The organism is Acidobacteriaceae bacterium (genome assembly GCA_035944135.1).
Lineage (GTDB): Bacteria > Acidobacteriota > Terriglobia > Terriglobales > Acidobacteriaceae > Granulicella.
The window spans coordinates 592,442-615,957 of record DASZBM010000002.1; the positions used below are offsets into that span (position 1 = coordinate 592,442).

General features: G+C 62.0%; 24 protein-coding genes. 10 read left to right on the forward strand and 14 right to left on the reverse strand.

Features of this window, described 5'->3' with window-relative positions; genetic code table 11:
* The first annotated feature begins 52 nt into the window (after positions 1-52).
* Entirely contained in the window at positions 53-829 is a 777-nt protein-coding gene (locus tag VGU25_05200) for a FliA/WhiG family RNA polymerase sigma factor (GenBank protein ID HEV2576587.1), read from the forward strand.
* Positions 830-966: 137 nt separating this feature from the next.
* On the forward strand, positions 967-1,176 hold the full coding sequence (locus tag VGU25_05205) for a flagellar biosynthesis anti-sigma factor FlgM (GenBank protein ID HEV2576588.1): 210 nt from the start codon (positions 967-969) through the stop codon (positions 1,174-1,176).
* 488 nt (positions 1,177-1,664) lie between these two features.
* Here the strand turns inward: VGU25_05205 and VGU25_05210 are convergent, their stop codons facing one another.
* A complete protein-coding gene (locus VGU25_05210; GenBank protein ID HEV2576589.1) occupies positions 1,665-2,063 on the reverse strand; it encodes an Imm50 family immunity protein in 399 nt (132 codons plus the stop codon).
* 16 nt (positions 2,064-2,079) lie between these two features.
* A complete protein-coding gene (locus VGU25_05215; GenBank protein ID HEV2576590.1) occupies positions 2,080-2,886 on the reverse strand; it encodes an RHS repeat-associated core domain-containing protein in 807 nt (268 codons plus the stop codon).
* A 70-nt stretch (positions 2,887-2,956) separates the two neighbouring features.
* Here VGU25_05215 and VGU25_05220 point away from each other — a divergent pair, with 70 nt between their 5' ends.
* The 5 genes from VGU25_05220 to VGU25_05240 all read left to right on the forward strand — a co-directional run bounded on the left by VGU25_05220 (position 2,957) and on the right by VGU25_05240 (position 8,291).
* The gene (locus VGU25_05220; GenBank protein ID HEV2576591.1) at positions 2,957-3,655 is read left to right on the forward strand and encodes a dienelactone hydrolase family protein; all 699 of its coding nucleotides are present in this window, start codon (positions 2,957-2,959) and stop codon (positions 3,653-3,655) included.
* 135 nt (positions 3,656-3,790) lie between these two features.
* Positions 3,791-4,057 carry a 30S ribosomal protein S15 gene (gene rpsO / locus VGU25_05225; protein ID HEV2576592.1) on the forward strand — a complete coding sequence of 89 codons (267 nt, stop codon included), beginning with the start codon at positions 3,791-3,793 and terminating at the stop codon, positions 4,055-4,057.
* Positions 4,058-4,338: 281 nt separating this feature from the next.
* A complete protein-coding gene (pnp, locus tag VGU25_05230) occupies positions 4,339-6,849 on the forward strand; it encodes a polyribonucleotide nucleotidyltransferase (GenBank protein HEV2576593.1) in 2,511 nt (836 codons plus the stop codon).
* A gap of 99 nt (positions 6,850-6,948) precedes the next feature.
* The gene (locus tag VGU25_05235) at positions 6,949-7,842 is read left to right on the forward strand and encodes a hypothetical protein (protein HEV2576594.1); all 894 of its coding nucleotides are present in this window, start codon (positions 6,949-6,951) and stop codon (positions 7,840-7,842) included.
* A gap of 50 nt (positions 7,843-7,892) precedes the next feature.
* Entirely contained in the window at positions 7,893-8,291 is a 399-nt protein-coding gene (locus VGU25_05240; protein ID HEV2576595.1) for a hypothetical protein, read from the forward strand.
* 106 nt (positions 8,292-8,397) lie between these two features.
* Here the strand turns inward: VGU25_05240 and VGU25_05245 are convergent, their stop codons facing one another.
* Positions 8,398-8,988 (reverse strand): hypothetical protein, encoded by a 591-nt coding sequence (locus VGU25_05245; GenBank protein HEV2576596.1) that lies wholly within the window; start codon positions 8,986-8,988, stop codon positions 8,398-8,400.
* Positions 8,989-9,124: 136 nt separating this feature from the next.
* On the opposite strand from VGU25_05245, the gene VGU25_05250 reads away from it, so the two are divergent.
* Positions 9,125-10,474, forward strand: coding sequence for a glycosyl hydrolase family 28 protein (locus VGU25_05250; GenBank protein HEV2576597.1), 1,350 nt, complete (start codon positions 9,125-9,127; stop codon positions 10,472-10,474).
* 139 nt (positions 10,475-10,613) lie between these two features.
* On the opposite strand, the gene VGU25_05255 is transcribed toward VGU25_05250, so the two are convergent.
* Complete coding sequence (locus VGU25_05255; GenBank protein HEV2576598.1) at positions 10,614-10,997, reverse strand: peptidoglycan-binding domain-containing protein; 384 nt, start codon at positions 10,995-10,997, stop codon at positions 10,614-10,616.
* A 287-nt stretch (positions 10,998-11,284) separates the two neighbouring features.
* On the opposite strand from VGU25_05255, the gene VGU25_05260 reads away from it, so the two are divergent.
* A complete protein-coding gene (locus VGU25_05260) occupies positions 11,285-12,328 on the forward strand; it encodes a YncE family protein (protein ID HEV2576599.1) in 1,044 nt (347 codons plus the stop codon).
* A gap of 241 nt (positions 12,329-12,569) precedes the next feature.
* On the opposite strand, the gene VGU25_05265 is transcribed toward VGU25_05260, so the two are convergent.
* The 7 genes from VGU25_05265 to VGU25_05295 form a co-directional block, all read right to left on the reverse strand.
* Entirely contained in the window at positions 12,570-13,079 is a 510-nt protein-coding gene (locus VGU25_05265; GenBank protein ID HEV2576600.1) for an SRPBCC domain-containing protein, read from the reverse strand.
* A complete protein-coding gene (locus tag VGU25_05270; GenBank protein ID HEV2576601.1) occupies positions 13,060-13,413 on the reverse strand; it encodes a metalloregulator ArsR/SmtB family transcription factor in 354 nt (117 codons plus the stop codon). The genes VGU25_05265 and VGU25_05270 overlap by 20 nt, the downstream gene beginning before the upstream one ends.
* Before the next feature lie 151 nt (positions 13,414-13,564).
* On the reverse strand, positions 13,565-15,235 hold the full coding sequence (locus VGU25_05275) for a trypsin-like peptidase domain-containing protein (protein ID HEV2576602.1): 1,671 nt from the start codon (positions 15,233-15,235) through the stop codon (positions 13,565-13,567).
* A 192-nt stretch (positions 15,236-15,427) separates the two neighbouring features.
* Positions 15,428-15,919 carry a TadE family protein gene (locus VGU25_05280; protein ID HEV2576603.1) on the reverse strand — a complete coding sequence of 164 codons (492 nt, stop codon included), beginning with the start codon at positions 15,917-15,919 and terminating at the stop codon, positions 15,428-15,430.
* A complete protein-coding gene (locus VGU25_05285; protein ID HEV2576604.1) occupies positions 15,916-16,446 on the reverse strand; it encodes a TadE/TadG family type IV pilus assembly protein in 531 nt (176 codons plus the stop codon). The genes VGU25_05280 and VGU25_05285 overlap by 4 nt, the downstream gene beginning before the upstream one ends.
* 5 nt (positions 16,447-16,451) lie before the next feature.
* Positions 16,452-17,696: a pilus assembly protein TadG-related protein gene (locus VGU25_05290; GenBank protein ID HEV2576605.1), complete on the reverse strand. Its 1,245-nt coding sequence runs from the start codon at positions 17,694-17,696 to the stop codon at positions 16,452-16,454.
* Positions 17,697-17,902: 206 nt separating this feature from the next.
* Positions 17,903-18,820, reverse strand: a complete 918-nt coding sequence (locus tag VGU25_05295; GenBank protein HEV2576606.1) for a DMT family transporter — start codon at positions 18,818-18,820, stop codon at positions 17,903-17,905.
* A gap of 44 nt (positions 18,821-18,864) precedes the next feature.
* On the opposite strand from VGU25_05295, the gene VGU25_05300 reads away from it, so the two are divergent.
* Entirely contained in the window at positions 18,865-19,017 is a 153-nt protein-coding gene (locus VGU25_05300) for a hypothetical protein (GenBank protein HEV2576607.1), read from the forward strand.
* A gap of 71 nt (positions 19,018-19,088) precedes the next feature.
* Here the strand turns inward: VGU25_05300 and VGU25_05305 are convergent, their stop codons facing one another.
* The 3 genes from VGU25_05305 to truA form a co-directional block, all read right to left on the reverse strand.
* The gene (locus VGU25_05305; GenBank protein HEV2576608.1) at positions 19,089-21,038 is read right to left on the reverse strand and encodes an amidohydrolase; all 1,950 of its coding nucleotides are present in this window, start codon (positions 21,036-21,038) and stop codon (positions 19,089-19,091) included.
* 159 nt (positions 21,039-21,197) lie between these two features.
* The gene (locus VGU25_05310; GenBank protein ID HEV2576609.1) at positions 21,198-22,457 is read right to left on the reverse strand and encodes a M20/M25/M40 family metallo-hydrolase; all 1,260 of its coding nucleotides are present in this window, start codon (positions 22,455-22,457) and stop codon (positions 21,198-21,200) included.
* Positions 22,454-23,392, reverse strand: coding sequence for a tRNA pseudouridine(38-40) synthase TruA (gene truA / locus VGU25_05315; protein HEV2576610.1), 939 nt, complete (start codon positions 23,390-23,392; stop codon positions 22,454-22,456). The genes VGU25_05310 and truA overlap by 4 nt, the downstream gene beginning before the upstream one ends.
* Positions 23,393-23,516 lie beyond the last annotated feature (124 nt).

A 23,516-nucleotide genomic window follows, 5' to 3' on the forward strand; every position in this document is an offset into this window, starting at 1 on the left:
GTGTTGACGCATAGAGAATGCGCCAGCCCAAACGATCGAAGGAGCCTTACCCATGCCTGCCCTCCATCCATCCCTGCTCAGCCTGCACGCAGCCGCCCCCGAACTCGAACCTGCCGTCACCTTTGCTGTCTCGCAGGCCGGCTCCGCCGCTAGCGAGCAGCTCGTAATGGAGCATCTCGCTTCGGTTCGTTTTATCGCACGCAAGCTGCACCGCACGCTGCCGCGCCACGTCGAGCTCGACGACCTCATCTCTGCCGGCACGATCGGGCTGATGGAGGCGTTGAAGCGCTTTGACGCCTGCCGCGACGTACAGTTCAAGAGCTACGCGCAGTTTCGCATTCGCGGCGCCATTCTGGACTGGCTCCGCACGCTCGACTGGAGCCCGCGCGAGCTGCGCCGCAAAGCTCGCGCAATTGCCGAAACGGCTCGCGTCCTCACCCTGAAGCTGGGCCGAACGCCCGCTGAGAACGAGATCGCGGACGCCATGGGCATTCAGCTCGATGAGCTCCAGCAGTTTCTCGGTGAGCTGCGCAGCGCGGACCTCGGCAGCCTCAACGCCGAACACAGCAAGGACGAGGAGGACGAAGAGCTCGACTATGTTCCCGCAGCCGCCGAAGAAGATCCGCTCTTCCGCTGCCTCGCCGCCGAGTCACGCCAGCACCTCATCGACGCCATCGAAGAGCTGCCCGAAAAGGAGCGCCTGGTCCTCACGCTCTACTACTACGAGGAGCTCACGATGCGCGAGATCGGCATGACCCTCGGCGTCGTCGAGTCTCGCGTCTCGCAGATCCACTCCGGCGCGGTCCGCCGTCTGCGCTCCGTTCTCTGAGCCTCGGCTGCTCAGCGCGCAATGCCTGCGCGTCGACCTCGCACCCGCCACAACGCCGCAGCCTGATCTCAAAAAAAATTTAAGAACGCACTAAAGTCGTTGGTGACGCCGCCGATATCTTCCGTGAGGAGATTCTTATGGTGGATGTTACGACTTTGGAAGCAATCGCAGCCCAACTGCCCGCAAACGATACAGCGCCTGAGCCGCTGAACCCGGAGTTATGGAAAGAAGCCCCGCGCCGCGAGCGCATCCTGCTCCTGCGCGAAGTGATCGAACGCGGCGACTACCGCATCTCCGCTTCTCAACTCGCCGACGCCATCCTGCGCACGATCCGCCGCGCTAACTGATCTGCGCTCCGCCATCGCATCGTCGCGCATTTCTTTTCTTTCTGTCATTCCCGAAGGGAACCTGCGTTTCGTTGTTGCAGCCGTTTCACCCTCTCTCGACTACCGAGAGGCCGGTGTGCCCGGTCAAAACGCATATTCGCCAAACGCGTCGCCTCTTTTGAGATTTAGGTTAGGCACGGGATTTCGGGCAACGGGCAACCGTCGCGCTTGCAGGTCCGCTTCAGAGTCGACAGGACCGTGTCGAGTCTCTGAGCGCATGGCGGTGGCGGATGGTGGGCATCTGCACCGGAGTCAGTGTGGTGAAGCCTGTCCTGGGCTGGCTGCTGAAGCCTTAGCGCTCAGCAGGCTGACGACGGTAGCAGGAGAATGTGACGAAGGGATCGTGCCCGTCCGCGTAGCGCCGTTCCAGCCCAACCGTGGTTCGCTTAGCCTGGCATCCTGCAAACCCACATCTCGATACCCAAGGTGTGGGCACCCGCTCAAATTTCTCAACTAGTCAGATAGGGCGTAAGGTGATTGATCCGTACAGAGTCGACTGTCGCAGTCAGGTTTAGCCCGGTTCCGGTCAGTCTTATGGTGATTGATCCCGATTCGATGCGCTCGAAGGCACAGCAAACGGTTCCGAAAGGCGGCGTTCCCGTGATTTCAAGGCTCAGCAGATTCCAGGCCTGAAATTCCATGTTTATTGCGTTATATCGCGAATTTCGGCTCCAGCGTTGGGGCGGGTTCGTGGGGATGTCCTTTAAAGAAAGACTGAATTTCAGCGTCGTACCTTCATCGAGCAGCTTAAGGCTTAGCAGCCTTGTTTGGTCGAGTACTGGATCAAGGCTGCCATAGACGTGTTGCACCAATTCAGGATTTAGAGTTACGGTACGCCAGTTAATCATTCACCACCTGTTTCGCTTATGGTTGATATGGATAGTGGGGCTTAGTTCCCTCAACTTGCCCGTGAGCAGTATCTCCTGCGGGTCTAACGTTGATGTGCGGTCCGACTGAGCCTCCGTCGGGGAATGTATGTCCCTGACCATGATCCTGTATAACGACTTGTTTTCCATCACCCGTTGTGTGCGTGTACTCCCGTGTGGTTTGCGGCTTCCCGTTGACTACCACCTGTTTGCCGCTCTGATCTTTAAGCGGAACCGTTTCTTGTTTACTGGGCTGCTGCGAAGTAGGTACGCCTGCATCTCTCTTCGCGTCGTTCATCGCGCCATGCCGTGTGTTCGTTTCCTCCTCAGTTGCGGCAGCGCCACTGTTCTTCGTAAACGTTACGATCGGCAGGCCGGGTATGAGCTGATTACCTGGTTGCCAGTGAATACTGATCGGAATCGATTTTATGGCGTCCAGAATGTCGTACTTTGTTGCTTCGAGGTTCGGGAACTGCTGGCAGGTACATTGCTCTGCTTGATGTCCGTCAGCGTCCGCCTTACTTAGCGGATTGTTGCCGACATACTCATACAGATTGAGGCTCTGGGGATCATCCAGCTTGGAGTAGGGCACAGCCTCGGGCTTCTGCGCCCAGTCTGCGCTGATCCACCTGCCGACATTGCTGGCGTAGTATCTCGCGCCGAAGTAATCCAGCCCTGACTCGGAATCCCTCTCCTTGCCGGTGAACTTGTAGTGCATGGTGGTGCCGTCACCGGGTTGCTGATTGCCAAGGGACGCGCTGAGCACCTGGCAAGCCACGTCAAGCCGAGGTGGTCGCGCATTCATCGAACAACTCTTCCCGCCGCGTACAATCTTCTCGTCGCGCCGACATCTAAGCGCACAGAGGAGATGTTTCATGAGTGAGTGGGTGAAGGTCACGGCGTCGGACGGGTTCGAACTCTCGGCGTACCTCGCGCGTCCGCAGGGCGAGCCGATCGGCGCGCTCGTTGTTATTCAGGAGATCTTCGGAGTTAACAAGTCCATTCAGGCCGTCGCCGACTCTTACGCGAAGGACGGCTTCCTCACCATTGCGCCCGCCATCATGGACCGCCTCGAGCCCAACCTCAATCTCGGCTATGGCGAGGCCGACCTGAAGAAGGCCTTCGCGCTCTACCCGAAGCTCAACCCCGACGACTCGCTCAAGGACATCGCCGCCGCCTTCAAGTACGCGGCCGGCATCGTCGACTCCGTCGGCGTCCTCGGCTTCTGCTACGGCGGCCTCATGAGCTGGCTCTCCGCCGTGCGCGGCAACAGGGAAGCCTTCGAGCCCGCCTGCACCGTCTGCTACTACCCCGGCGGCATCGGCAAGTATGCCACCGAGGAACCCGCCTGCCCGGTGCTCATCCACTTCGGCGGTGCCGACAGCCACATCGGCAAGGACCAGGTCGACGCTGTTCGCAAGGCGCACGGTAAGCACGAAGGCGAAGTTGAGATCTTCGTCTACGACGGCGCTGAACACGCCTTCGCCAATCCCGACCGTCCCTCGTACAAAGCCGATGCCGAGAAACTTGCTCGCGAACGCTCGCTCAAGTTCCTCAAAACCCACATTGCCTAGCGTTTGAAGGCTGCTGAATAACCCCGCAAAGAAGCCGCCCGGGCGCCGAAAATCGCTCTTCGGCGTGCTATCTTTAACGGAGACACTGAGAGAAGTGGACTGACGCTAGAAAGACGAGAGAGGTAACAACCAGCCGTGTTGGCCCCCGCACAGAAAACCGAAATCATTACCAAATTCCGCACTCATGACACCGACACCGGGAGTCCTGAAGTGCAGATTGCCATCCTCAGCGAGCGCATTGGCGAGCTGACCGAGCACTTCAAGACTCATAAGAAGGATCATGGCTCCCGCCGTGGCCTCCTCATGCTGGTTTCCAAGCGCCGCCGCCTTCTGGATTACCTGAAGAAGACGGACTCGGACCGCTATCGCGAAGTGATCGGCAAGCTGGGCATCCGCAAGTAACTCACCCATCGCTCCGGCTCGCGCGGCGAGCCGACGGAGAGCGAAGACGACAGCGAAGACGACATTGACCGCTTCAAGCGCCATCGATCGCGCAGGTTCTCCCGCAGGAGATGCTCGCGCCTTTCTGCGCCCGTGCGGTTACGCCTCTCGCCGTCCCGGCATCTCGCCCAATTCATTCCATGCCCCGTCCGAGACTCCTCTGGCGGGGCTTTCGCTTTAGGCGCAAGTCGCCTCCGGCGCCCCAAGATTTTATCGACGAAGAGAGAAAAAGAGGAACCCTCATGAAGCAGGACATCACTATCGAGCTTGCAGGTGGCAAGCACATCAAATTTGAGACAGGCAGGCTCGCCAAGCAGGCCTCAGGCGCCGCCTTCACAACCAGCGGCGACAACGCCGTGCTCGCAACCGCAGTCGCCTCGCCGGAGCCAAAGGAAGGCATTGACTTCTTCCCGCTCACGGTTGAATACAGAGAGTTTACGTATGCCGGCGGCCGCATCCCAGGCGGCTTCATCAAGCGCGAAGGCCGCCCCTCCGAGAAGGAGATCCTGACCTCCCGCCAGATCGACCGGCCCATCCGCCCGCTCTTTCCCGAGGCCTTCCGCAACGAGACGCAGGTCGTTGCGTTCGTCTACTCGGCGGACAAGGAAAACGACCCTGACGTTCTCGGCATCAACGGTGCCTCCTGCGCCCTCGCGCTGTCGGACATCCCGTTCCACGGCCCCGTCGGCGCCGTCCGCATCGGCATCGTGAATGACGAGTTCATCGTCAACCCGACCTACTCCGAGCGCCTCGAGTCCACCCTCAACATCATGGTCGTCGGCACCAAAGAAGGTATCACCATGATCGAATCCGGTGCCCGCGAGATCACGGAAGACCGCGTGGTCGACGCCATCGAGTTCGCCCACGGCGAGATCAAGAAGATCGTCGCCGGCATTGAGGACCTCGTTGCCCGCGCCGGCAAGCCCAAGCGCCAGGTCACCACGCCCGAAATCGACGAAGCCTATTCGAAGGAGCTCGAGTCGAAGATCGGCGATCGCCTCCGCGATGCGCTCGACACCAAGAAGTATCCGAAGTTCGAGAGCTACGCGAAGGTCAAGGAGATCAAGGACGAGTTGAAGAAGCAGCTCCCCGAGGGCGACGCCGACGCCGGCAAGAAGCTCAGCAAGTACTACGAGCTGCTCCGCGAAAAGATCTTCCGCGATCAGGTCCTCAACGACCGCATCCGCCCCGACCACCGCGCCTTCGACGAGATTCGCAAGGTGACGATCGAGACCGGCGTCCTGCCGCGCGTGCACGGCTCGGCGCTGTTCACCCGTGGCGAAACCCAGGCGCTCGTATCTGCCACGCTCGGCACCACCGACGACGCGCAGCGCATGGAAAGCTATGAAGGCGAGCAGAAGCGTCGCTTCATGCTGCACTATAACTTCCCGCCGTTCTCCGTTGGTGAAGTTGGACGTATGACCGGCGTCGGCCGCCGCGAGATCGGCCATGGTGCTCTCGCCTGGCGCGCCATCGAGGCCGTCCTCCCCGGCGAGGAGGAGTCGCCCTACACCCTCCGCGTCGTCTCCGACATCCTGGAGTCCAACGGCTCCAGCTCGATGGCCACCGTATGCGGCGCCTCGCTCGCGCTGATGCAGGCGGGCATCGAGCTCAAGGGCTCCGTGGCCGGGGTCGCCATGGGTCTCGTCAAGGAAGGCGACAATTACGCCATCCTCACCGATATCGCGGGCGCCGAGGACCACTACGGCGACATGGACTTCAAGGTCGCTGGCACGCGCAACGGCATCACCGCGCTCCAGATGGACATCAAGATCATGGGCATCACCGCGCAGATCATGCGTGAAGCTCTTGCCCAGGCCAAGCAGGGCCGCCTGTTCCTGCTGGACACCATGGACGCTGTCATCGCGGCGCCCAGCCAGGAGAAGTCCAAGTACGCTCCACGCATCCACACAATTCAGATCCCGACCGACAAGATTCGCGATCTCATCGGTCCGGGCGGCAAGGTCATCCGCGGCATCATCGATGCCACGGGCGTCAAGATCGACGTCGACGACACCGGCCGCGTGAACGTCGCCTCATCGGACGCCGAGGGACTCGCCAAGGCCATTCAGATGATCAGCGATCTGACTGCTGTGCCCGAGGTCGGCAAGACCTACCTCGGCAAGGTCGTCCGCCTCGCCGAGTTCGGCGCTTTCGTCGAGATCTTCCCCGGCACCGACGGTCTCCTGCACGTCTCCGAGATTGCCGAGCACCGCGTCAAGGACGTCAAGGACGAGCTCCGCGAGGGCGATCAGGTCCTCGTGAAGGTTCTCGCCATCGAAGGCAACCGCATCAAGCTCTCCCGCAAGGCCGTCCTGCGAGAGCAGCGCGCCAAGCTCGGCCTGCCCGAGGTCCCGGAAGCTGCCGGCGGCGGACGAGAGGGCCGCGGCGATCGTGAAGGCCGTGGTGATCGTGAGGGCCGGGGCGATCGTGACCGTGGCGAACGCCCGGAACGCGCACCGCGTCCCGAGCGCAGCGAGCGTCCGGAGCGTCCCACTCCCGAGACCACAATCACTCTTGAGGGCGGCGCCGACTTCGACGAGGATGACGAAGACCTCGAGATCGACGACGAGCTGGATACCGACGAGACGGACGAGACCGAAGGCGAAGCCGTTCCCGCAGTCGCAGGCCAGGGAGCACCGCAGGGTGGCAACCGTCCGGCCGGCGGTCAGGGACAGCGTCGTCGTCGCCGTCGCGGCGGACGCCGCAGCGGTCCCGGCGGTGGCGCACCGCAGGGCGGCGGAAACCGCTAAGTCCTGCTTCAAGCAGAACCACACACGGGCCGCGCGAAAGCGCGGCCTCTGTCGTCTCTGCACATCCCACTCTCGTCCAACCGAACAGAGAAGATGAATGTGCCTTCACATCGACGCTCACCCTGGCGGCTCTGGTGGCCATTCGCTCTCCTGTGCCTCGTGCGCGGCAGCCGCTGGATCTCCTCTGAATCGCTGCCCGGTTCGGCCACAACGCTGGGGTCCGCCGCCGTCGGCTGCAGCTCCGCAGCCGCGCTTTATTTCCTCATCCTGCGACCCCCATCTCGAGAGCAAGCCGGCCAGCTCACACGTTCCGCTCTCGGCGGCGGGCTCTTGATTGCGGGCCCGCTCATCGCTCTGCTGTACCCACACTCCATCTCTGCCGCTAGCGTCACCATGGCACTCGCGCTTACACCCGTCGTCATCGCTGTTGCAGAGGGCGCTGCACGCCATACCAGTACACTCGCGGGCCGCCTCTGGCCAGGGCTTGCAGCCATCGCCGGTTTGCTTCTTCTGCTCGCGCAGCCCTCACTGGCCAATCCTGGCGAAGACCTTGTACTCGCCCTTACGCCCGTGCTGACCGGCTGCGGCGCCGTTCTCTTTTGTTCCGCGCGCCCCAGCCCCTGGCGCGTTCCCGCGGCGCTGCTCGGCGCCTCGACCGCGCTCGGCATCGGTGCCGGCATCAATGTCGTGATGCAGAGCGGCACCTGGCCTGAGATGGCCGGCCTCGCCGCCGGCCTTGACGCATTCGAGGCGCTGCTCGCACTGGTCGCTCTGAGCCGTCTCTCCGCAACGCGCTGGTCTGCACAATTCGCCATCGTTCCGCTGCTCGTTTTGCTTGAAGCAATGGCTATGACGCCCTCGAGTATTCAAGCGCGCATGATCGTCGGTCTCCTGCTGCTCGCCCTCGCGGCGATCGCCCTTCTCATGCCACCTTCGGAGGAGCCATCCTTCGATTTGGGAGCATCAACCCCGCATCCGTCGCACTCGGATTAATGCGTCATACACAGCCGGCACAATTACACTGAACCCGAATGGCAGCATCCATGTACATCGTGGTCGAGGGCGAAGACCCCGGCTTCAACATTTTCGTGAACGGCCGCGCACTGGCCCGCTACGAAAGCGCCGTCGAGCGCCTCGCGCTGGAACTCGGCGTGCGCCCTCTGCTCGAGTTCTTCTCGGCCGACGAAAGCTCCATGGCCCTCCTCATCGAAGAGGGCGCCGGCAACCCCGATCTGCTGAAAAAACTTCCGCCGCCGCAGTGGTACCGCGCCCAGGACGGCCTGCGCACCGTCGAAGCGCTCGTCGAATCGCTCACCAACGATCCGCAGCAACTCGGCAGCGAAGGCACCGAGGTGCTCGCTGAACTTTTGGAGTACGAAGAGGTCCTCCGCAAGACAGCCGAGCGAGGTCTACGCTGGCACTTGGCGGTGAGCTGGCGGTAAAGCAAGTTAGGCATCGAGGAGTTAGGTGTGTGAGCCAGTTAAGAACTGCATCTCGTCGGGACTTGATGCCTTTCCTAACGCGCTAACTCCTCACTCCTAACTTCCTTCATTTGACCGACAGATTCCCATCAAAGTCCACTGCCAGATCCGGTCCCTGCACCTGCATCGAGTGGATCTTCAGGTCATCGAGCTTCATCTCGTAGCCGGTCGTCTCCACGGACTTCGACAGCACCTGCCGCAGCAGGTCCGCTGCATTCACCTTCATCTGTTGCGGCAGCTTGCGGCTCAGAAACGGCTCAAGGAAGAAGTTCAGTTCGCGAGACTCACTCAGGTGCTCTACGCGCGCGTCACGAAATCCGATCGTCTCACCCACGCCATCGGGAAGCACCGACACATCGCCTTCGGTGTTCAGGGCCACACCCAGGCACGCTCCATGCAGACTCGTGCCTAGCTTGGCATGCGCCTTCACATGGACCACAACGCGGTCGCCGTTGAAGCTAACCTTTGGGTCCTCGGCGTAGGCATAGCACGCTGAGCCGGGCTTGCCCTTGAAGTAATACTTTCCATCCTGCGTAAAGAGCTGCTTGTTCAACGTGCGCTCCAGCGCCTGCGACGAGATGTTGATCTCGATCGCGTTCGCCGGAATCGAAAATGCGGCAAGTATTCCGAGCGTCAATGCAAGCGTGGGAAGGTTCATGCCCACAGAATACGGTCGCGGCGAACCATATCGCTGTTGCCGGAGTTTGGACGCCTGCCAGAACTGCGATATACCTGAGGTTGAATCCTGTCAGGCAGGTTCTGGAGTACGGGTGAGGCAAAAGCTTTCAGGAGTCTTGTCATTCGCAGCGATTGCTTTGTTGTGCGCACGCGCTGCCGCGCAGGATACACGTGTGGTCACCGAGCCAAAGATTCCGCCGGTCTGTGCAACGGTTCGTGCGCAACTCGCGGCTCCGCACGGCATCGATCCAGCCGACGAGACGAAGCTCGATACCGCGCGGCTGCAGCAGGCGATCGATAGCTGTACTCCCGGACATGCGCTTGAGCTCGCACCGGAGCGCGAGCACAATGCCTTCCTTACCGGGCCAATCGAGCTGCGCAAAGGCGTCACCCTGCTGATCGACAAGGGCGTCACGCTCTACGGCTCACGCAATCCTGTTGACTACGCCGTCAGCGCGGGAAGCTGCGGCGTTGTGAATAACGAGCGCGGCGGGTGCCATCCGCTCATCCACGCGGACCATGCCGATGGGACCGGCATCATGGGCGAGGGTACGATTGATGGACGCGGCGGAGCGAAGCTGCTCGTGGTTGGGAAACCGGGCCGCGAGAGCTGGTGGGATCTTGCCGAAGATGCCCGCAAAGGCGGACACCAGCAGGTTCCGCGCCTGATCATCTTCGACTCAAGCAACAACGTGACGATCTACCAAATCACGTTGAAGAACTCCGCAATGTTCCACGTCACGTTCAACAAGGGCGATGGGTTCACCGTCTGGGGGCTGCGCATCGACACGCCGAAGACTGCGCGCAACACCGACGGCGTCGATCCAGGCAACGGTTCAAAGAACATCACCGTCACGCATTCCTTCATCCGCGATGGGGATGACAATATTGCGATCAAGGGTGGCACGGGTGGGTTGACGCAGATGACTGTGAGCCACAACCACTTCTACTACGGGCATGGGATGTCGATCGGGTCCGAGACCTATGGAGGCGTGAGCAGGGTGCTGGTGACGGACCTGACGCTGGACGGCGACGACAACGCCCTGAGGATCAAGTCCAACCCGACGCGCGGCGGGCTGGTGCAGGATGTGACGTACGAGGACGTGTGCATACGGGATTCGCGAAACCCGATCCTGCTGGATACGGCGTACAGCTATCCAGGGAACGGGAAGGAGCTGTTCCCCGAGTACAAGGACATCATCTTCCACGACGTGCGGATCAGTGGAGGAGGGAAGGTGCAGTTCGGTGGGTTGGATGCGGTGCATCGTGTTGGGGTGAAGCTGGATGGTGTGGAGCTGAGCGATGGGGCGGAGAAGTACATGATTGTCGCGGCGCACGCGGATGTGGAGCTTGGTCCTGGGCCTGTGAATTTCGTGGTGGGCGGCGAGGATGTGAAGGTCTCGGGGAAGGCCGGGAAGGGATCGCTCCCCTCCTGCGCGGGGAGGTTTGTGGGGTTTGCGGAGTAGTACCCCTCCCCCCCGTACTTTTTGCGCAAAGTCTTCGGAACAGAGACTTTAGGTCTGGACTTTATCTGGACTCCAGCGAGCCGTTAAATCCGAATGCCCGGCGGGGCCGGGCATTGCGTGTCAAGCAGGGGACTGTGAGCTACTGCGGCATCGTGTTGGTCGCGATGGTGTCCTGCTGGGGGCCGAGGCCGAGCTTGATGAGGGCGCGGGAGTCGGGGGTGATCTTGGTCTGCCAACCGTTGTCGCCCTGTAGGCGTTGCATGGCGGCTACGGAACTGGAGTCCCAGACACCGGTGGGCTCGCCGGAGAGGTAGCCCTTCTTGATGAGCGCCTGCTGAATCTCGGTGGCGCGCCCGGAGTCCATGGCGGCATCGTGCCTGAAAAACGAGTGGACGCTCTTGTGCGACTTCGAAGAGGCGTGGCGGATGCTGGCGTTGGTCGCGGTGTGGCGGTGTGTGATTCCGAAGCACGGGACCGTGGCGCAGAGAAGAGCGGCGGTCGAGAGGATCGAAAGGGTTCGCATCAGGCCGTTACCTCGTGTGGCAAAAGAGGTCGCTGCGAGTGGTTGCCCGGCAGCTTCATTTGATTGTTACTGACACGGTTAGATGAGGCAAGTGACCGTGTGCCTAAACGGGTACATAATTCGTATCGTGACGGAAGTATTACAGATGTAGGGCCTTTTGTACTGGAAAGGGAGGGAATGGCTTCATTTTGTTATGTAGCCGACGGGTCTTGAGGCGACGGGGTGGTGGTCCGTTTTGTTTCAGGACCAGACATGGGCCTCCATTTTCGGTTAAGGAGAAGCGATCGATGGGTACAAGGTTCCGTTTTGTGCTGGCTGGTGCCGCGTTGGCAGTTGCAATGTTTGCTGCTCCCATAAGCCGGGGTCAGGTTGCAGAGCATCCTGTGTTGCTGGCGCTCTCGAAGACCGATCACACGCTGGCGATCGTCGACCCGGTGACGCTGAAGGTCATTGCGAAGATGCCGGTCGGGCCGGATCCGCATGAGGTGATTGCGTCAGCAGACGGAACGCGCGCGTGGGTCTCCAATATGCTGAACAACCGGGGACACGAGCTGGATGTACTGGACCTGGTGAACCACAAGGCGCTGGCGAGCATTGATACAGCGCCCATGGTCGGTTTGCATGGTCTGGACTTCCAGGGCGGTAAGGTCTGGTTTACCGCGCAGGGGGCGAAGGCGATCGGCCGGCTGGATCCGGCGACGGGAAAGACCGAGTGGATCATGGGGACCGGACAGGACTTTACGCATCTGATCCGGGTGATGCCGGACGGTCAAACAATCTTCGTCTCGAACGCGCATTCGGCGAGCGTCAGCATCATCGAAAATCGTGAGATGCCGCCTGATCCGATGCATCCTGCGCCGCCCGGACGACCGGCGCAGCGTGACTGGTTCGTGACGACAATTCCGACCTCGTTCGGCACGGAGGGCTTCGATGTGTCGCCCGACTGGAAGGAGCTTTGGACCGCTGCTGCGGGCGATGGCAAGCTCTGGATCATCGACACGGCGCAGCGGAAGGTGGCTGCATCGATCGATGCAAAGTTGAATGGCGCCAATCGCCTTAAATTCACGCCCGATGGCAAACGCGTGTTGATTTCCATCCTTTCGACGGGCGATTTGTTTGTGTACGACGTGGCTTCGCGCAAAGAGGTCACGCGGGTGAGCCTGGGCAAAGGGTGCGCCGGCATCCTGATGGATCCGGACGGGTCACGCGCGTTCGTGGGCTGCACTGCAGCGAACTATGTTGCAGTGGTGGATCTGAAGACGCTGACGGTGACGAGCCATTTGGATGTAGGCGGCGGACCGGACGGTCTTACGTGGGCGAAGCGACCATGATGAGTCGCAACATGCGAGGGAAGAGGAGAGACCAGAGCAAGAAGGGATGCGCCCGGAGGTCAAAAAAGACCGCCACTGTCTTCCTCAATGAGTGTTTTGCCCTGAAGTCGACAGTTGAGCCAAGGACCACTTATCCGAGAGTCGACTAATCGGCCGAGCGGCGAGAAGCCTGTTCTAACCAGGCGCTCGCCGCCAGCCTCAGCTGTATTTCGCGCATGACGATCGTCAAAGCGTGAACTTCCTATTTCGTCCGCACCAGTCCAGCAACAACTGCGGCAACTTTATCAAGTATCTCGTTCCAGCCCTCCATTTGACCGCTATTTTTCGCGCTCTCCATGGGTTCATTTCCGATGAAGGTGAGTTTCGTCTGGCCGTTTCCGAGATCCTCAAAGAGGGTCACGTCGTATGCACCGTCGACGGCTTCATGTTCTATTCCTAATGTCGCAGGGTCGACCTTGTTTCCCTTCGAGTCCGAAAAGTACATCAAGGAAACGATCTTCTCGTGCGGAACAATCTCGTAGAATTCAACAGCATTCCAGCACTCCTGCCCATCCGGCGCCTTCATGCAGCAGAGAAGTTTTCCTCCAACGCGAAAATCCATCTGACAAACGGGCGCGGTAAAGCCCTTCGGTCCCCACCACTGCATGATGTACTTCGGGTCTGTCCACGCCTTCCAAACCAACTCGCGTGGGGCATCAAAAACTCTTGTTACAACCATCCGCTCAATTTCGTTAGCCGTGTTTTCTGCCATCTCTGACCTCCTCTTTCTTCATTTGATTGACGACTACTTCCAGTTTGTCGAAGCTCTCTTCCCAGAATCTGCGATAGCTAAAGGCCCAGTCGCTGACTGTCTTAATCGCCTGTGGTCTCAGCGTGCACACACTCTCTCGTCCACGCTTCGTCTTGATCACAATCCGCGCGCGCACCAGGTAGGCGATATGTTTTGAAATCATCTGCTGCGAGAGTGCAAACGGTTCGGCTAATCCATTCACGGAGGCCGGCCCATGCGAGAGTCGTTCGATCATTGCCCGGCGGGTTGGATCAGACAAAGCCGCAAATGTTGTACCCAATTTATCCACAACCATATGGTTGTGTATTGCCCGGTAAATGTCAAGCGGTATGGTGGCAAAAGAATTGGGGCACCCGTGGTGGGTGCCCCTCGTCCGGGGCTAAAGCCCCTTTGGTTTGGTCTGCGGGGTTAGCGGCGTAAAGGCCGCGGCTAACCCGGAGTTCGGGTTATTGGTTGGGAGCGGGCAGGGTTCCGCCGATGTAGGTGTTGCCGGCGTTCTGGCTCTGCGGGTCGCGGACGACGAAGACGACGTCGTCACCGGTTTTGAGCGAGGAGACTACTTCGCGGTAGCTCTGCTCGTCGGTGACCGGGTGACGGTTGATCTCGACGATGACGACGTTGTTGGGAAGGTTGATCTCGTCCGCGAAGGAGCCGGGACGAACGCTGGTGATGGTGACACCGCCCTTGATGCCGAGCTTGCTGGCGACGGCGGGCTGTACGGGCTGGACGGTGATGCCCAGCTTGTTCTGGCCGACGTCACCGACGTCAGGGCTGTTGCCGGGCTCAGCGTTGCCGGTGAGGTTGGCGAACAGCTTGGCGCGGTCGGCGATGCCGACATCCAGCGTGATGGGCTTGTTGTTGCGCAGGATGCCGAGGCGCACGGTGGAACCGGGCTGCTTCTCGGAGATGATGTTGACGAGCTCATCGCCGTTCTTGACGGAGTGGCCGTCGACGGAGGTGATGACGTCCTGGGGCTGCACGCCAGCCTTGGAGGCAGGGCCGTTGGGGGTGACGGTGGAGACCAGAACGCCGCCGTTGGCGAAGCCGTACATGCGGCCTACAGCAGCAGACTGAGCGGCCTGGAACTGGATGCCGATGGAGCCGCGCGTGACCTTGTGCGACGGGCTGATGAGCTGGTTGTAGACGCTGATGAGCGAGTTGGACGGCATGGCGAAGCCGACACCTTCAGAGCCAGCGGACTGGGTGTAGATGGCGGTGTTCATGCCGATGACCTGGCCGGCCATGTCGACGAGCGGACCGCCGGAGTTGCCGGGGTTGATGGCGGCGTCGGTCTGTATGAAGCGCTGGAACTGGCTCTGGTCGATACCGTTGGAACCTGGGTCATCGATGGCGCGGTTCTTAGCAGAGACGATGCCGGCGGAGACAGTTTGCGAGAGACCGAAGGGGCTGCCGATGGCAAGGACCCAATCGCCGACCTGCGCGCCGTCAGAGTTACCGAGCTTGGCGACGGGGAGGTTGAGGCCCTTGGGGTCGATCTTGATGACGGCGATGTCGGTGTCGGGGTCGGTGCCGACTACGGTTGCTGGGCGGCCTTGATCGAGAGGATCGTTGGGGTCGCTGGCGAGCTTGACGTAGATGTGGTCGGCTTTGTCGACGACGTGATTGTTGGTGATGATGTAGCCGCGCTGGTCGACGATGAAGCCGGAGCCGAGGGCCTCACGCTTGCCCATGTCGGGCATCTGGCCGCCGTTGCCGCCGCCAAAGAAGCGGTTGAGGAAGTCCTGCATGTCGTTGTTGTCGTCATCACCGCCGTCGGGCGCGTTGGGGGTGGGCATGTTGCGCCGTCCGCCGCGATTCTTGGGCTGCTTGGGGATGTAATCGGTGTTGATGTTGACGACGGCGGGGCCCACCTGTTTGACGATGGCGGAGAAGCCGTTGGAGAGATTGACGGGGCTCGGCAGGGCGAGCGGGCGGGCATCGGTGGAGTCGATGCGCTGGGATTCGTGGCCGCTGACTTTGCCGGTTGCGACGGAGCCGAGCAGAATGCCCACGGAGAGAACAGCGAGCAGAGCAAAGGTGGTGGAGAGGTGACCGCTGCGCAGGCGAGCTAGCAGATTGCTGAAGCCGCTGCGCCCGAACCGTTTCGGTGTATCCATAACTTTCGTTTTCCTCACGCAAATGTGCCGCCGCGCTGGCGCTGGCGACAGAGAAGATCGCTCGCTGCCCGGGCCATTTCCTGAGCGCGGCGTGCCTTACCCAATTAGACGCTGAAATTGTGTAAAAGTCTTCCGAGTGGCAGGCCGGGTGCAGGCTGTGTTCGGGATGTGAACATGCGGCTGGGTAGGGAATTATTGGGAGATGACCATGGTGGAGTGGGCGTTCATGGTGAAGGATTGCTGCGGGATGAAGGGCACGGAATAGAGGTAAGGGTAGGAGACTGTTACGGTCACCTGGTCACCTTCGCCATTGCAGTTGGCGGCGTTGCAGGAGGTGGCGCCCGGGCCGTGGGCGTAGGTAGTGGAGATGGACAGATGGTTGCCGTTGATGCCGGGAAAGATTTCGTGATTGAGATAGGTTTTGAGGGCGGCATTGGCGGTTGAGCCGGTGCTGATGGAGCAGGAGGCGTCGCTGTGTGCGGCCTCTTCGCATCCGTTGCCATGGACGATGGCGTAGCGGGAGGCATCGCGGGCGTATTCGTTCAGGACCTCGTTGGTATAGAAGGCCATGCTGATGGCGACGCACCCAAAGACGAGCGTGACGAGGACGATGACGGAGGCGAGCAGTTCGATTACGGCGGCGCCGTGCTCGGAGGGCTTGATATTGGCAGACGCCCTTATCACTGAATCACTTCCATCGTGGCTTTCCCGTGGAGCGTGTAAGACGCAGGCAGGCCGGTGTAGTGGATCAGGGGAGAAACGACTGCCTGCGTGGTGACCTGAACCGAGTCGACGATGATGTCCGGAGATGCGCAGCTGTCGATGATCGAGCTGCAGGGGTATGTTGTCGGGGTGCCGGATGGGGTCACGCAGGAGCAGGTTTGAGTTGGGGCGGTAGGAAAGGTGATGGTAAGGGCGGGCGCCTCACTTCGGGCGGCGGCTTCGATGTCTGTGATGTCGACGGCGTTGGTGCGAGAGAGTGAGGCGAACTGAGCGCCGGCGTGGGCTGCGTTGTTGAGTTGTATAGCGGCCCATCCGATGTTCGCGATTTCAGCTCCGCCGAGAATAAGCAGGGCAAACAGGGGGAGTGACAGCGCCAACTCGAGACTCGCCTGGCCTGAGTCGCGGGGAACGCAAGAAACGCGCGTGTCAGATGGAAACCGCCGCTGGGCATGGTCATGGTGTAGCCGAGTTGGGGATGTGCGCGCCACTGTGTTTACTCCACGAGATTGATGGAGGTGATGGGAGACTGAACCCCCGCGAGAGCCTGGTAGTCGTAGATATTTGGTGTGCCCTGGATGTCGATAGAACTCACGACAAAGTCGGCGTAAATTGTTCCGCCAGTCGAACCTTCCATCTCGAACTCCGCAGTCGGCATATAGATGACGCCCTGGGCATTGAGCGTAGAGTTGCCCTTCATATCGGTCGCTGTGGTATCTGACGGAACCTGATAGATGACTATGCCGTCGAAGGGATTCGTGCCGCTGGGATCGCTAGAGGCGAGCGGTGCCGTGAGCGTGATCGCCTTACTTCCGGTGGTTTCGATGCTGTTTGAGATCAGGATCAACGTAACTCCTGATCCGGTGATGTTGCCGTCTATCTTTCCATTGATGAGGTAGGTTCCTGAGCTCAGCGTGTAGGTGCCGTTCAGGCCCTTGTAGCATCCGGGGGACAGCGTCGCTCCCGAGGCGTTTCCGCATATGACCGCCGAGGAGTACGGGTACCCTGTGCAAGGTATGGTGGGGGTGCCGCTGCAGCCGCAGGCGTTGTTGTTACAGGAGTAGTTGGGGAAGTAGGACAGCGGATCGCTGACCTGAGCGATTCCTGTAATCGGTGTGGGGCTGTAATTGCCGATGCCAGATGGATCGCCAACGACGCCGATCGACCTAAATCTGGCGTATAAATTCGGTCCGTTGCCGGTCTGAGTGATGGCATTGCTGCTGCTGGAATTGACGAGCATTCCGCAACTGGTTGCGGTAATTTCGGCAGACCCCTGAATGTGAATGTCGTTCCCGGTCGTACCCAGCGTATACATGCATCCGTCGCCGGGGCCCTGATCGGTCGCCACGGCGCGCGCAGTGACTGTGACGGATGGAAATCCGAAGACGGAAAGGAAGATGGTGGGCTCGACCTTGGTGACCGTAGCTTCCACGTAGTCGGCCTTGTTGTAATAATTGCTGGACGCCCATACAGGCGGGCTTTTTACGGTGACGGTAACGCCGTTGCTGCCGTCCGTGTACCCATTCGCGGTGCTTGCGTTTTTAGCGGTTGTAACGTAGCTGCCATATCTCAGGTTGAGCGCGCCGGCGATGGCGGCGGCGTCGGCGGCGGTCTGGATGGTGCGCTTGTCTTTGAAGAGGGCGCCGACGTCCGTGGCCATGCCGACGAAGCCGAGCATGAAAGGCAGGGACAGAGCAACGAGGATGATGGTCTGGCCGCGTTCGTCGCGATGGAGACGCATGGGACTGCTCCTGGCGGAGTCAGGTGAAAGGCGGGGCCGAAGGGCTCAGCGGGGAGCTCGCAGCTGAGCGTGCCGTGAAGCGCAAGAGGGCCGAAGAAGTGGGAGAAGCATACGGCGTTTTGGGGCGGGAATCCAGTAAGAAAAGGTAACCGCAGGTCGTGGGGCGAGGGTCCTTCGACTTCGGCGCCAAGAAGCGAGCCTTTCGCTCAGGATGACGGCGGGATGGGTTGCGGGCTGCGGAGCTCGGCGAGGAGGATGCCGGCGAGGATGAGGGCGGCGCCGAGGAGCTCGCGGGGGCCGAAGCGCTCGTGGAAGAAGAGGAGCGAGGTGAGGGCGGCGAAGACGGGCTCGAGGGTGAGGATGAGGGCGGTGTGAGTGGGCGGAAGGAACTGCTGGGCCCAGCTCTGGATGGTGAAGGCGGCGGCGGTGGCGAAGAGGGCGGTGATGGCGAGGGCGAGAATGGCGGTGGGGGTGAGGTGGAATGTTGGGTGACCGCCGAGCGGGAGGGTGATCAACATGAAGATGGCGGCGAAGGCGATCTGGAGAGTGCCGAGGCGGCGCGCGGAGAGCTGAGGCGCGGCATGGGCGAGGGTGAGGAGGTGCGCGGCGAAGGCGGCGGCGCAGGCGAGGGTGAGCCACTCGCCGAGATGCATGCCGGAGAGGATTGCGGCGCCTGTGCCGGGCGTGCTGGTGAGGAGGATGAGGCCGATGAAGGCGAGGATTGCACCGAGGAAGACGATCGTGTTGGGGCGCGGGGCGGTGGGCGGAGCGACGCGCGGGAGCAGGCTGAGGATGGGGACGAGGACCACGACGAGGCCGGTGAGGAAGGCGGACTTCGACGGCGTGGTGTGGGCGAGGCCGGAGGTCTGGAACTGATAGCCGAGCGCGAGAAAGAGGCCGGCGGTGAGGCAGAGGCGGAGCTCAGAGCGGGTGAGGCCGCGGAGTTCTTTGAGGTTGATGGTGAGAAGGACGAGGGCCGCGAGTGACATGCGGAGGAGGTTGAAGAGGAGTGGCGAGATGTCGTTGAGTGCGGATTTGACGAGCGGGAAGGTGCAGCCCCAGACGAGCACGACTCCGATGAGGAGGATGTGGGCGAGGAGGTTGTGGCGGCGGTGGGCGGGCATTTCGAGTGGTTAGTGGTTAGTAGTTAGTGGTTAGTGGAAAGCAAATGCAACAGCAAAAGCAGATCCCCTTCGGGGATGACAACCAGAAAGACAAAGACAAAGACAAAGACAAAGACAAAGGGCAAGGGCAAGGGCAAGGGCAAAGGCAACGGCAGAGGCAAAAGCAAAGGCGGGTCGCGATCAGTTTCGAGTTGTGAGTTTCGAGTTGCGAGTTTTTGCGTTCAGTTTGCAGTTTGCAGTTTGCAGTTGTCAGTTGTCAGTTGAAGCGTTATTCGGGACTGTCGGGTGGGTGGGAGACCCCGGTGCGGGCGTCGGGGAGGGGATTGTCCTGCTTGACGTAGGGTGAGGGCTTTGCGGGTGGCGGCGGTGCGGTGGGCTGCGGTGTCGCGAGGGGTTGTGGTGGCGCGGTTGTTTCGGTTTCGGAGGTGTAGCGGGTGACGCCGCCGACGACAGTGCGGACGACGCGCGCGTGCAGGATTTGTTGCGGTGTGGAGCGGGTGAGGTCGCGATCGAGGACGACAAAGTCGGCGAGGAAGCCGGGTTCGAGGCGGCCTTTGATGTTCTCGCGCCACTCGGCGAAGGCGGGGGCCTGGGTGTAGGCGTAGAGGGCTTCGCTGAGAGTGAGCTTTTCCTGAGGCTCGAAGGTTTGCGTGCCGGCCTCGTTCATGCGCGTGATGGCGGAGTAGAGGCCGCGCATGGGGTTGATGGATTCGACGGGATAGTCGGTGCCGAAGGCGAGCGGGACGCCGTGGTTGAGGAACGAGCGCCAGGCGTAGGCGTACTTGCTGCGCTCGGGGCCGAGGCGCTGGCCGGCCCAGGCCATGTCGGTGAGCAGGTGTGAGGGCTGCATGGAGGCGATGATGCCGAGATCGTGGAAGCGCTGGAATGCGTCGGGTGAGACGACCTGCGCGTGCTCGATGCGGAAGCGGAAGTTGCGCGGAGCGTAGGGCGCTTGTGGGCATGGGTTGACGCGGGTGACGATGGCGTCGGGTGGAAGGCTGTGTTCGTACTGTTCTTCCTTCGCCTGGCAGAGGAGAGCGGGGGCGGGAACGCCGGCCTGCTCGGCGGCTTCGAAGGCGTTGAGGGCCATGTCATTGGCGCGGTCGCCGATGGCGTGGAAGCCGAGCTGGAAGCCGGCGGCGGCGCGGTCGGTGGCCATTGCGTTGAGTTTGTCCTGGTCGTAACGCGGGATGCCGGAGTTGTTGGGATCGTCACTGTAGGGCGCGTTCATGGCAGCGGTGCGTGAGCCGAGCGAGCCATCCATGAAGCCCTTGAGAAAGGTGAGATGAAGGAGCGGGTCGTTGGGATCGTGGCTGGCGCGACGCTGCTGAAGGTCGCCGACGGGGAGATTGAAGTCGATCCATTCGGCGATGCGTAGGGGCAGCTTGTTTTCGTGCTCCATGCCTTCGAGGGCGAGCCAGTCGTCCCAGGTGGAGAAGTCCTGGATAGAGGTGACGCCGTGTGCGAGCGCGTCGTGGATGGAGAGCTCGAGGGCGTGGCGGCGTGTTTCGTAGTCGGGCGGAGGGATGACCTTTTGCACGAGCGCAGTGGCAGGGCCTTCGCGGATGATGCCGGTGGGATTGCCTTCGGCATCGCGGTCGATGTGGCCGCCGGGCGGATCTGCGGTGGTGTTATCGATGCCGGCGGCTTTGAGGGCGGCGGTGTTGGCGATGGCGATGTGGCCGTCGACGCGATAGAGGAAGGCTGGGTGGGGGCCGGTGACGGCGTCGAGGTCTTGGCGTGTGGGGAGAGTATTTGAGGGCCACTTGGTGTGGTCCCAGCCGCCGCCAAGGATCCATTGATTTGGGTCGTCCAGGGTTTTGGCGTAGGCGGCGATGCGGGAGGTCATGTCGGCGAGAGAGGTGACGCCGTCGAGGTTGGCGGAGAGGCGCTGGAGGCCGGCGTCGGCGATGTGGGTGTGGGCGTCGTTGAAGCCGGGCATGGCGAAGGCGCCGTGGAGATCGATCTTGATGGCGTCGGGCGCGGCGCAGGCGAGCACGGTGTCGTTGGAGCCGGCGGCGGTGATCCAGGCGCCGCTGATGCCGATGGCCTGGACGCGCTGCGGCGGTGTGTGGTCGTCGATGGCGTGAAGGCCGGCGCCGGTTAGGATGTTGCCGTTGTAGAAGATGGTGTGCGCGGGTTGGGGGCAGCGCTGGGCGTGGGCGGTGGCGACGATGCAGAGTGCGCTGAGTAATGCTGCGGGAGTGTAGAGCTTCACGAGATGAGTGTATTCGGTGCGTGAGATTCGAAATGCCTACCCAGGGGGCTAAAGCCCCTTTGTTTCAAAGCAGCGTAGGAGACCCGAGGCTGGAGCCTCGGGAGAGGCAACGGCAAGGACAAAGGCAAAGGCGAGGCGACGGCGAGAGAGTGGCGAAGGCTAGTTGCCGGCTTTGCCGATTGTTGCGGCGGTGTTCGTGTGGAGATTGCAGGTGTCAAGGAGCAGGAGGAGGATGCGGCGGAGGGCGAGCTCGCGGTTGGTGGGCGAGTACCACTCTTCGAGGGTGTGGATGCCGCCGCCGGTGCCGCCGGAGCCGATGGCGAGAGCTGGAATGCCGAGCGAGAGTGGGAGATTTGCGTCGGTGGAACCGATGCGGGATTCGGTGCGGATGTTGAGGTGGCGGTCGACGGCGCGGAGGCTGACGGCGAGAGGGGAGTCGGAGGGCAGCGCGCCGGCGCGGCGGTCGCCGATGCGGCGGATCTGTAGGCGCAAGGCGTCGCGTGCGCGGGTGCGGCGGGCCTCGGCTTTTACGCACTTGGAGACGGTGGCGAGCACGAGGGTTTCGAGGCTTTCGAGCTCGTCGGTGGAGGTGGAGCGGAGGTCGAGGTCGGCGGTGGCGGAGGACGGGATGGAGTTGATGGAGGTGCCGCCGGCGATGGTGCCGCAGTTGAGCGTGGTGCGCGGGTTGGAGGGAAGCGTGAGCTGCGTGAGCGAGGCGATGGCGGCGGCGAGCGCGTTGATGGGGCTGGGGCGGCCGGCGTCGGCCCAGGAGTGGCCGCCGGGACCGGTGATTTCGACGCGCAGACGACGCGAGCCGAGCGCGCGGTCGACGACAGTGCCGGTGCCGCAGCCTTCGAGCGCGATGGCGGTCTGGATGCGCTGTGCGTAAGGCGAGTGTGAGAAGAGATGACGCATGCCGCGGAGGTCGCCTTCGCCTTCTTCACCGACGTTTGCGGCGAAGAGGATGGTTGCGGCGGGAGTGATGTTGGCGTAGCGCAGTGAAGCCGCGATCGCGAGAAGTGCGGTGAGGCCGGCGCCGTTGTCGGTGGCGCCGGGGCAGAGGAGCTTGCCGTCTTCCAGATGGGGTGTGCAGTCGGTTCCGGCGGGAAAGATGGTGTCGAGGTGCGCAGAGAGCAGGATGACGGGTGCGGTGACGTCCGCGGAGAGGAGCTCGGCGAGCGCGTTGCCTTCGCGGTCGATGTGCGGGCTGGTGAGGTCGAGGTCGGTGAAGCGGGAGATGAACCAGGCGGCGCGCGCGGCTTCGCCGAAGGGTGGTGCGGGGATGGCGAGGAACTCGGAGTGCCAGCGCTGGAGTTGCTGCTCGTAGAGGTGCAGCCAGTGGAAGGCGCGGTGGATGGCGCGGTCTGCGGCGAGGGTTGTGACGCGGGCGTTGGCGGCGGCGGAGGGCGCGGGGGTCATTGGGTGACTCCGCGTGTTGTGGGGTCGTTCACCCCACCCATGACGCCGACTGCTTCGTCGTCATGAATGGGGCACCCGGTATCGTCAATTGGATCGTAGACGACTTCGACGAGGTAGAGGCCGCGGGCGGGAGCAGTGGGACCGGCGGCGGTGCGGTCACGGGCTTGGAGGATGCGGGTGAGGTCGGCTGGGTCGAGTGAGCCGCGGCCGATCTCGACGAGCGTGCCGACGATGTTGCGCACCATGTGGTGGAGGAAGCCGTTGCCGGCGATGCGGAAGGTCAGGAGGTCTTGCTCTGCAGAGTTTGGGCGGTGCGACCACTCGGCGAGGGTGATGGTTTTGACCGGGTTGATTTTGATGGCGCGCGTCGGTGAGTCGTCGTCTGGATCGCGTTGGGCACGGTCGGCGTCAGTGGCGGCCATGGAGGTGAAGTCGTGTGTGCCGATGAGGTGTGCGGCGGCTTCGCGCATGGCGTCGAGCGAGAGAGGCCAGCGGCAGTCCCAGGCGTAGGGCGCGAGGAAGGGCGAGCAGATGCGTTCGATGGCGGGATGGCCGGGAGTGGAGCGGATGCGGCGCTCAAAGATGCGGTACTCGTAGGTTTTGCTGCGGGCGCTGTGGCGTGCGTGGAAGCTGTGCGGGACCTGTTCGCAGGAGAGCACGCGAATGCCCGCGGGCAGGATGCGATTGAGCGCGCGCTGGAGATTCGCTGCGGGAAGCGGTGCTGCGAGGCGGAAGCTGACGGCCTGGGCGAGTGCGTGGACGCCGGCGTCGGTGCGGCCGGAGCCTTGCGGGAGGACGGTTTCGCCGGTGAGACGGAAGAGGCAGTCGGCGAGGGTGCCCTGGACGGTTGTGAGGCCGGGCTGGACCTGCCAGCCGTGGAAGCCGGACCCGTCGTACGCGAGGGTGAGCTTCCAGTTGGTGGATGCGGCGGCCATTAGTAGAGGGTAGAGGATAGAGGGCAGAGAGTGGGACGAGATGTGGACAGAGTGGACGATATACTGAAGCGGCTCTTTGCCTTCTGTTCGTCGGGTGGAACTTCGGGTCCTCGCTCGCCGTATT

Bases quoted from the DNA above. Each gene is read 5' to 3' on its own strand.
- VGU25_05205 (HEV2576588.1), top strand. From the start codon at position 967: ATGGTGGATGTTACGACTTTGGAAGCAATCGCAGCCCAACTGCCCGCA.
- VGU25_05245 (HEV2576596.1), bottom strand. From the start codon at position 8,988: ATGAACCTTCCCACGCTTGCATTGACGCTCGGAATACTTGCCGCATTT.
- VGU25_05240 (HEV2576595.1), top strand. From the start codon at position 7,893: ATGTACATCGTGGTCGAGGGCGAAGACCCCGGCTTCAACATTTTCGTG.
- VGU25_05260 (HEV2576599.1), top strand. From the start codon at position 11,285: ATGGGTACAAGGTTCCGTTTTGTGCTGGCTGGTGCCGCGTTGGCAGTT.
- VGU25_05200 (HEV2576587.1), top strand. From the start codon at position 53: ATGCCTGCCCTCCATCCATCCCTGCTCAGCCTGCACGCAGCCGCCCCC.
- VGU25_05310 (HEV2576609.1), bottom strand. From the start codon at position 22,457: ATGACCCCCGCGCCCTCCGCCGCCGCCAACGCCCGCGTCACAACCCTC.
- pnp (HEV2576593.1), top strand. From the start codon at position 4,339: ATGAAGCAGGACATCACTATCGAGCTTGCAGGTGGCAAGCACATCAAA.
- truA (HEV2576610.1), bottom strand. From the start codon at position 23,392: ATGGCCGCCGCATCCACCAACTGGAAGCTCACCCTCGCGTACGACGGG.
- VGU25_05255 (HEV2576598.1), bottom strand. From the start codon at position 10,997: ATGCGAACCCTTTCGATCCTCTCGACCGCCGCTCTTCTCTGCGCCACG.
- VGU25_05215 (HEV2576590.1), bottom strand. From the start codon at position 2,886: ATGAATGCGCGACCACCTCGGCTTGACGTGGCTTGCCAGGTGCTCAGC.
- VGU25_05275 (HEV2576602.1), bottom strand. From the start codon at position 15,235: ATGGATACACCGAAACGGTTCGGGCGCAGCGGCTTCAGCAATCTGCTA.
- VGU25_05210 (HEV2576589.1), bottom strand. From the start codon at position 2,063: ATGATTAACTGGCGTACCGTAACTCTAAATCCTGAATTGGTGCAACAC.
- VGU25_05220 (HEV2576591.1), top strand. From the start codon at position 2,957: ATGAGTGAGTGGGTGAAGGTCACGGCGTCGGACGGGTTCGAACTCTCG.
- VGU25_05300 (HEV2576607.1), top strand. From the start codon at position 18,865: ATGCAACAGCAAAAGCAGATCCCCTTCGGGGATGACAACCAGAAAGAC.
- VGU25_05265 (HEV2576600.1), bottom strand. From the start codon at position 13,079: ATGGCAGAAAACACGGCTAACGAAATTGAGCGGATGGTTGTAACAAGA.
- VGU25_05295 (HEV2576606.1), bottom strand. From the start codon at position 18,820: ATGCCCGCCCACCGCCGCCACAACCTCCTCGCCCACATCCTCCTCATC.
- VGU25_05290 (HEV2576605.1), bottom strand. From the start codon at position 17,696: ATGCGTCTCCATCGCGACGAACGCGGCCAGACCATCATCCTCGTTGCT.
- VGU25_05270 (HEV2576601.1), bottom strand. From the start codon at position 13,413: ATGGTTGTGGATAAATTGGGTACAACATTTGCGGCTTTGTCTGATCCA.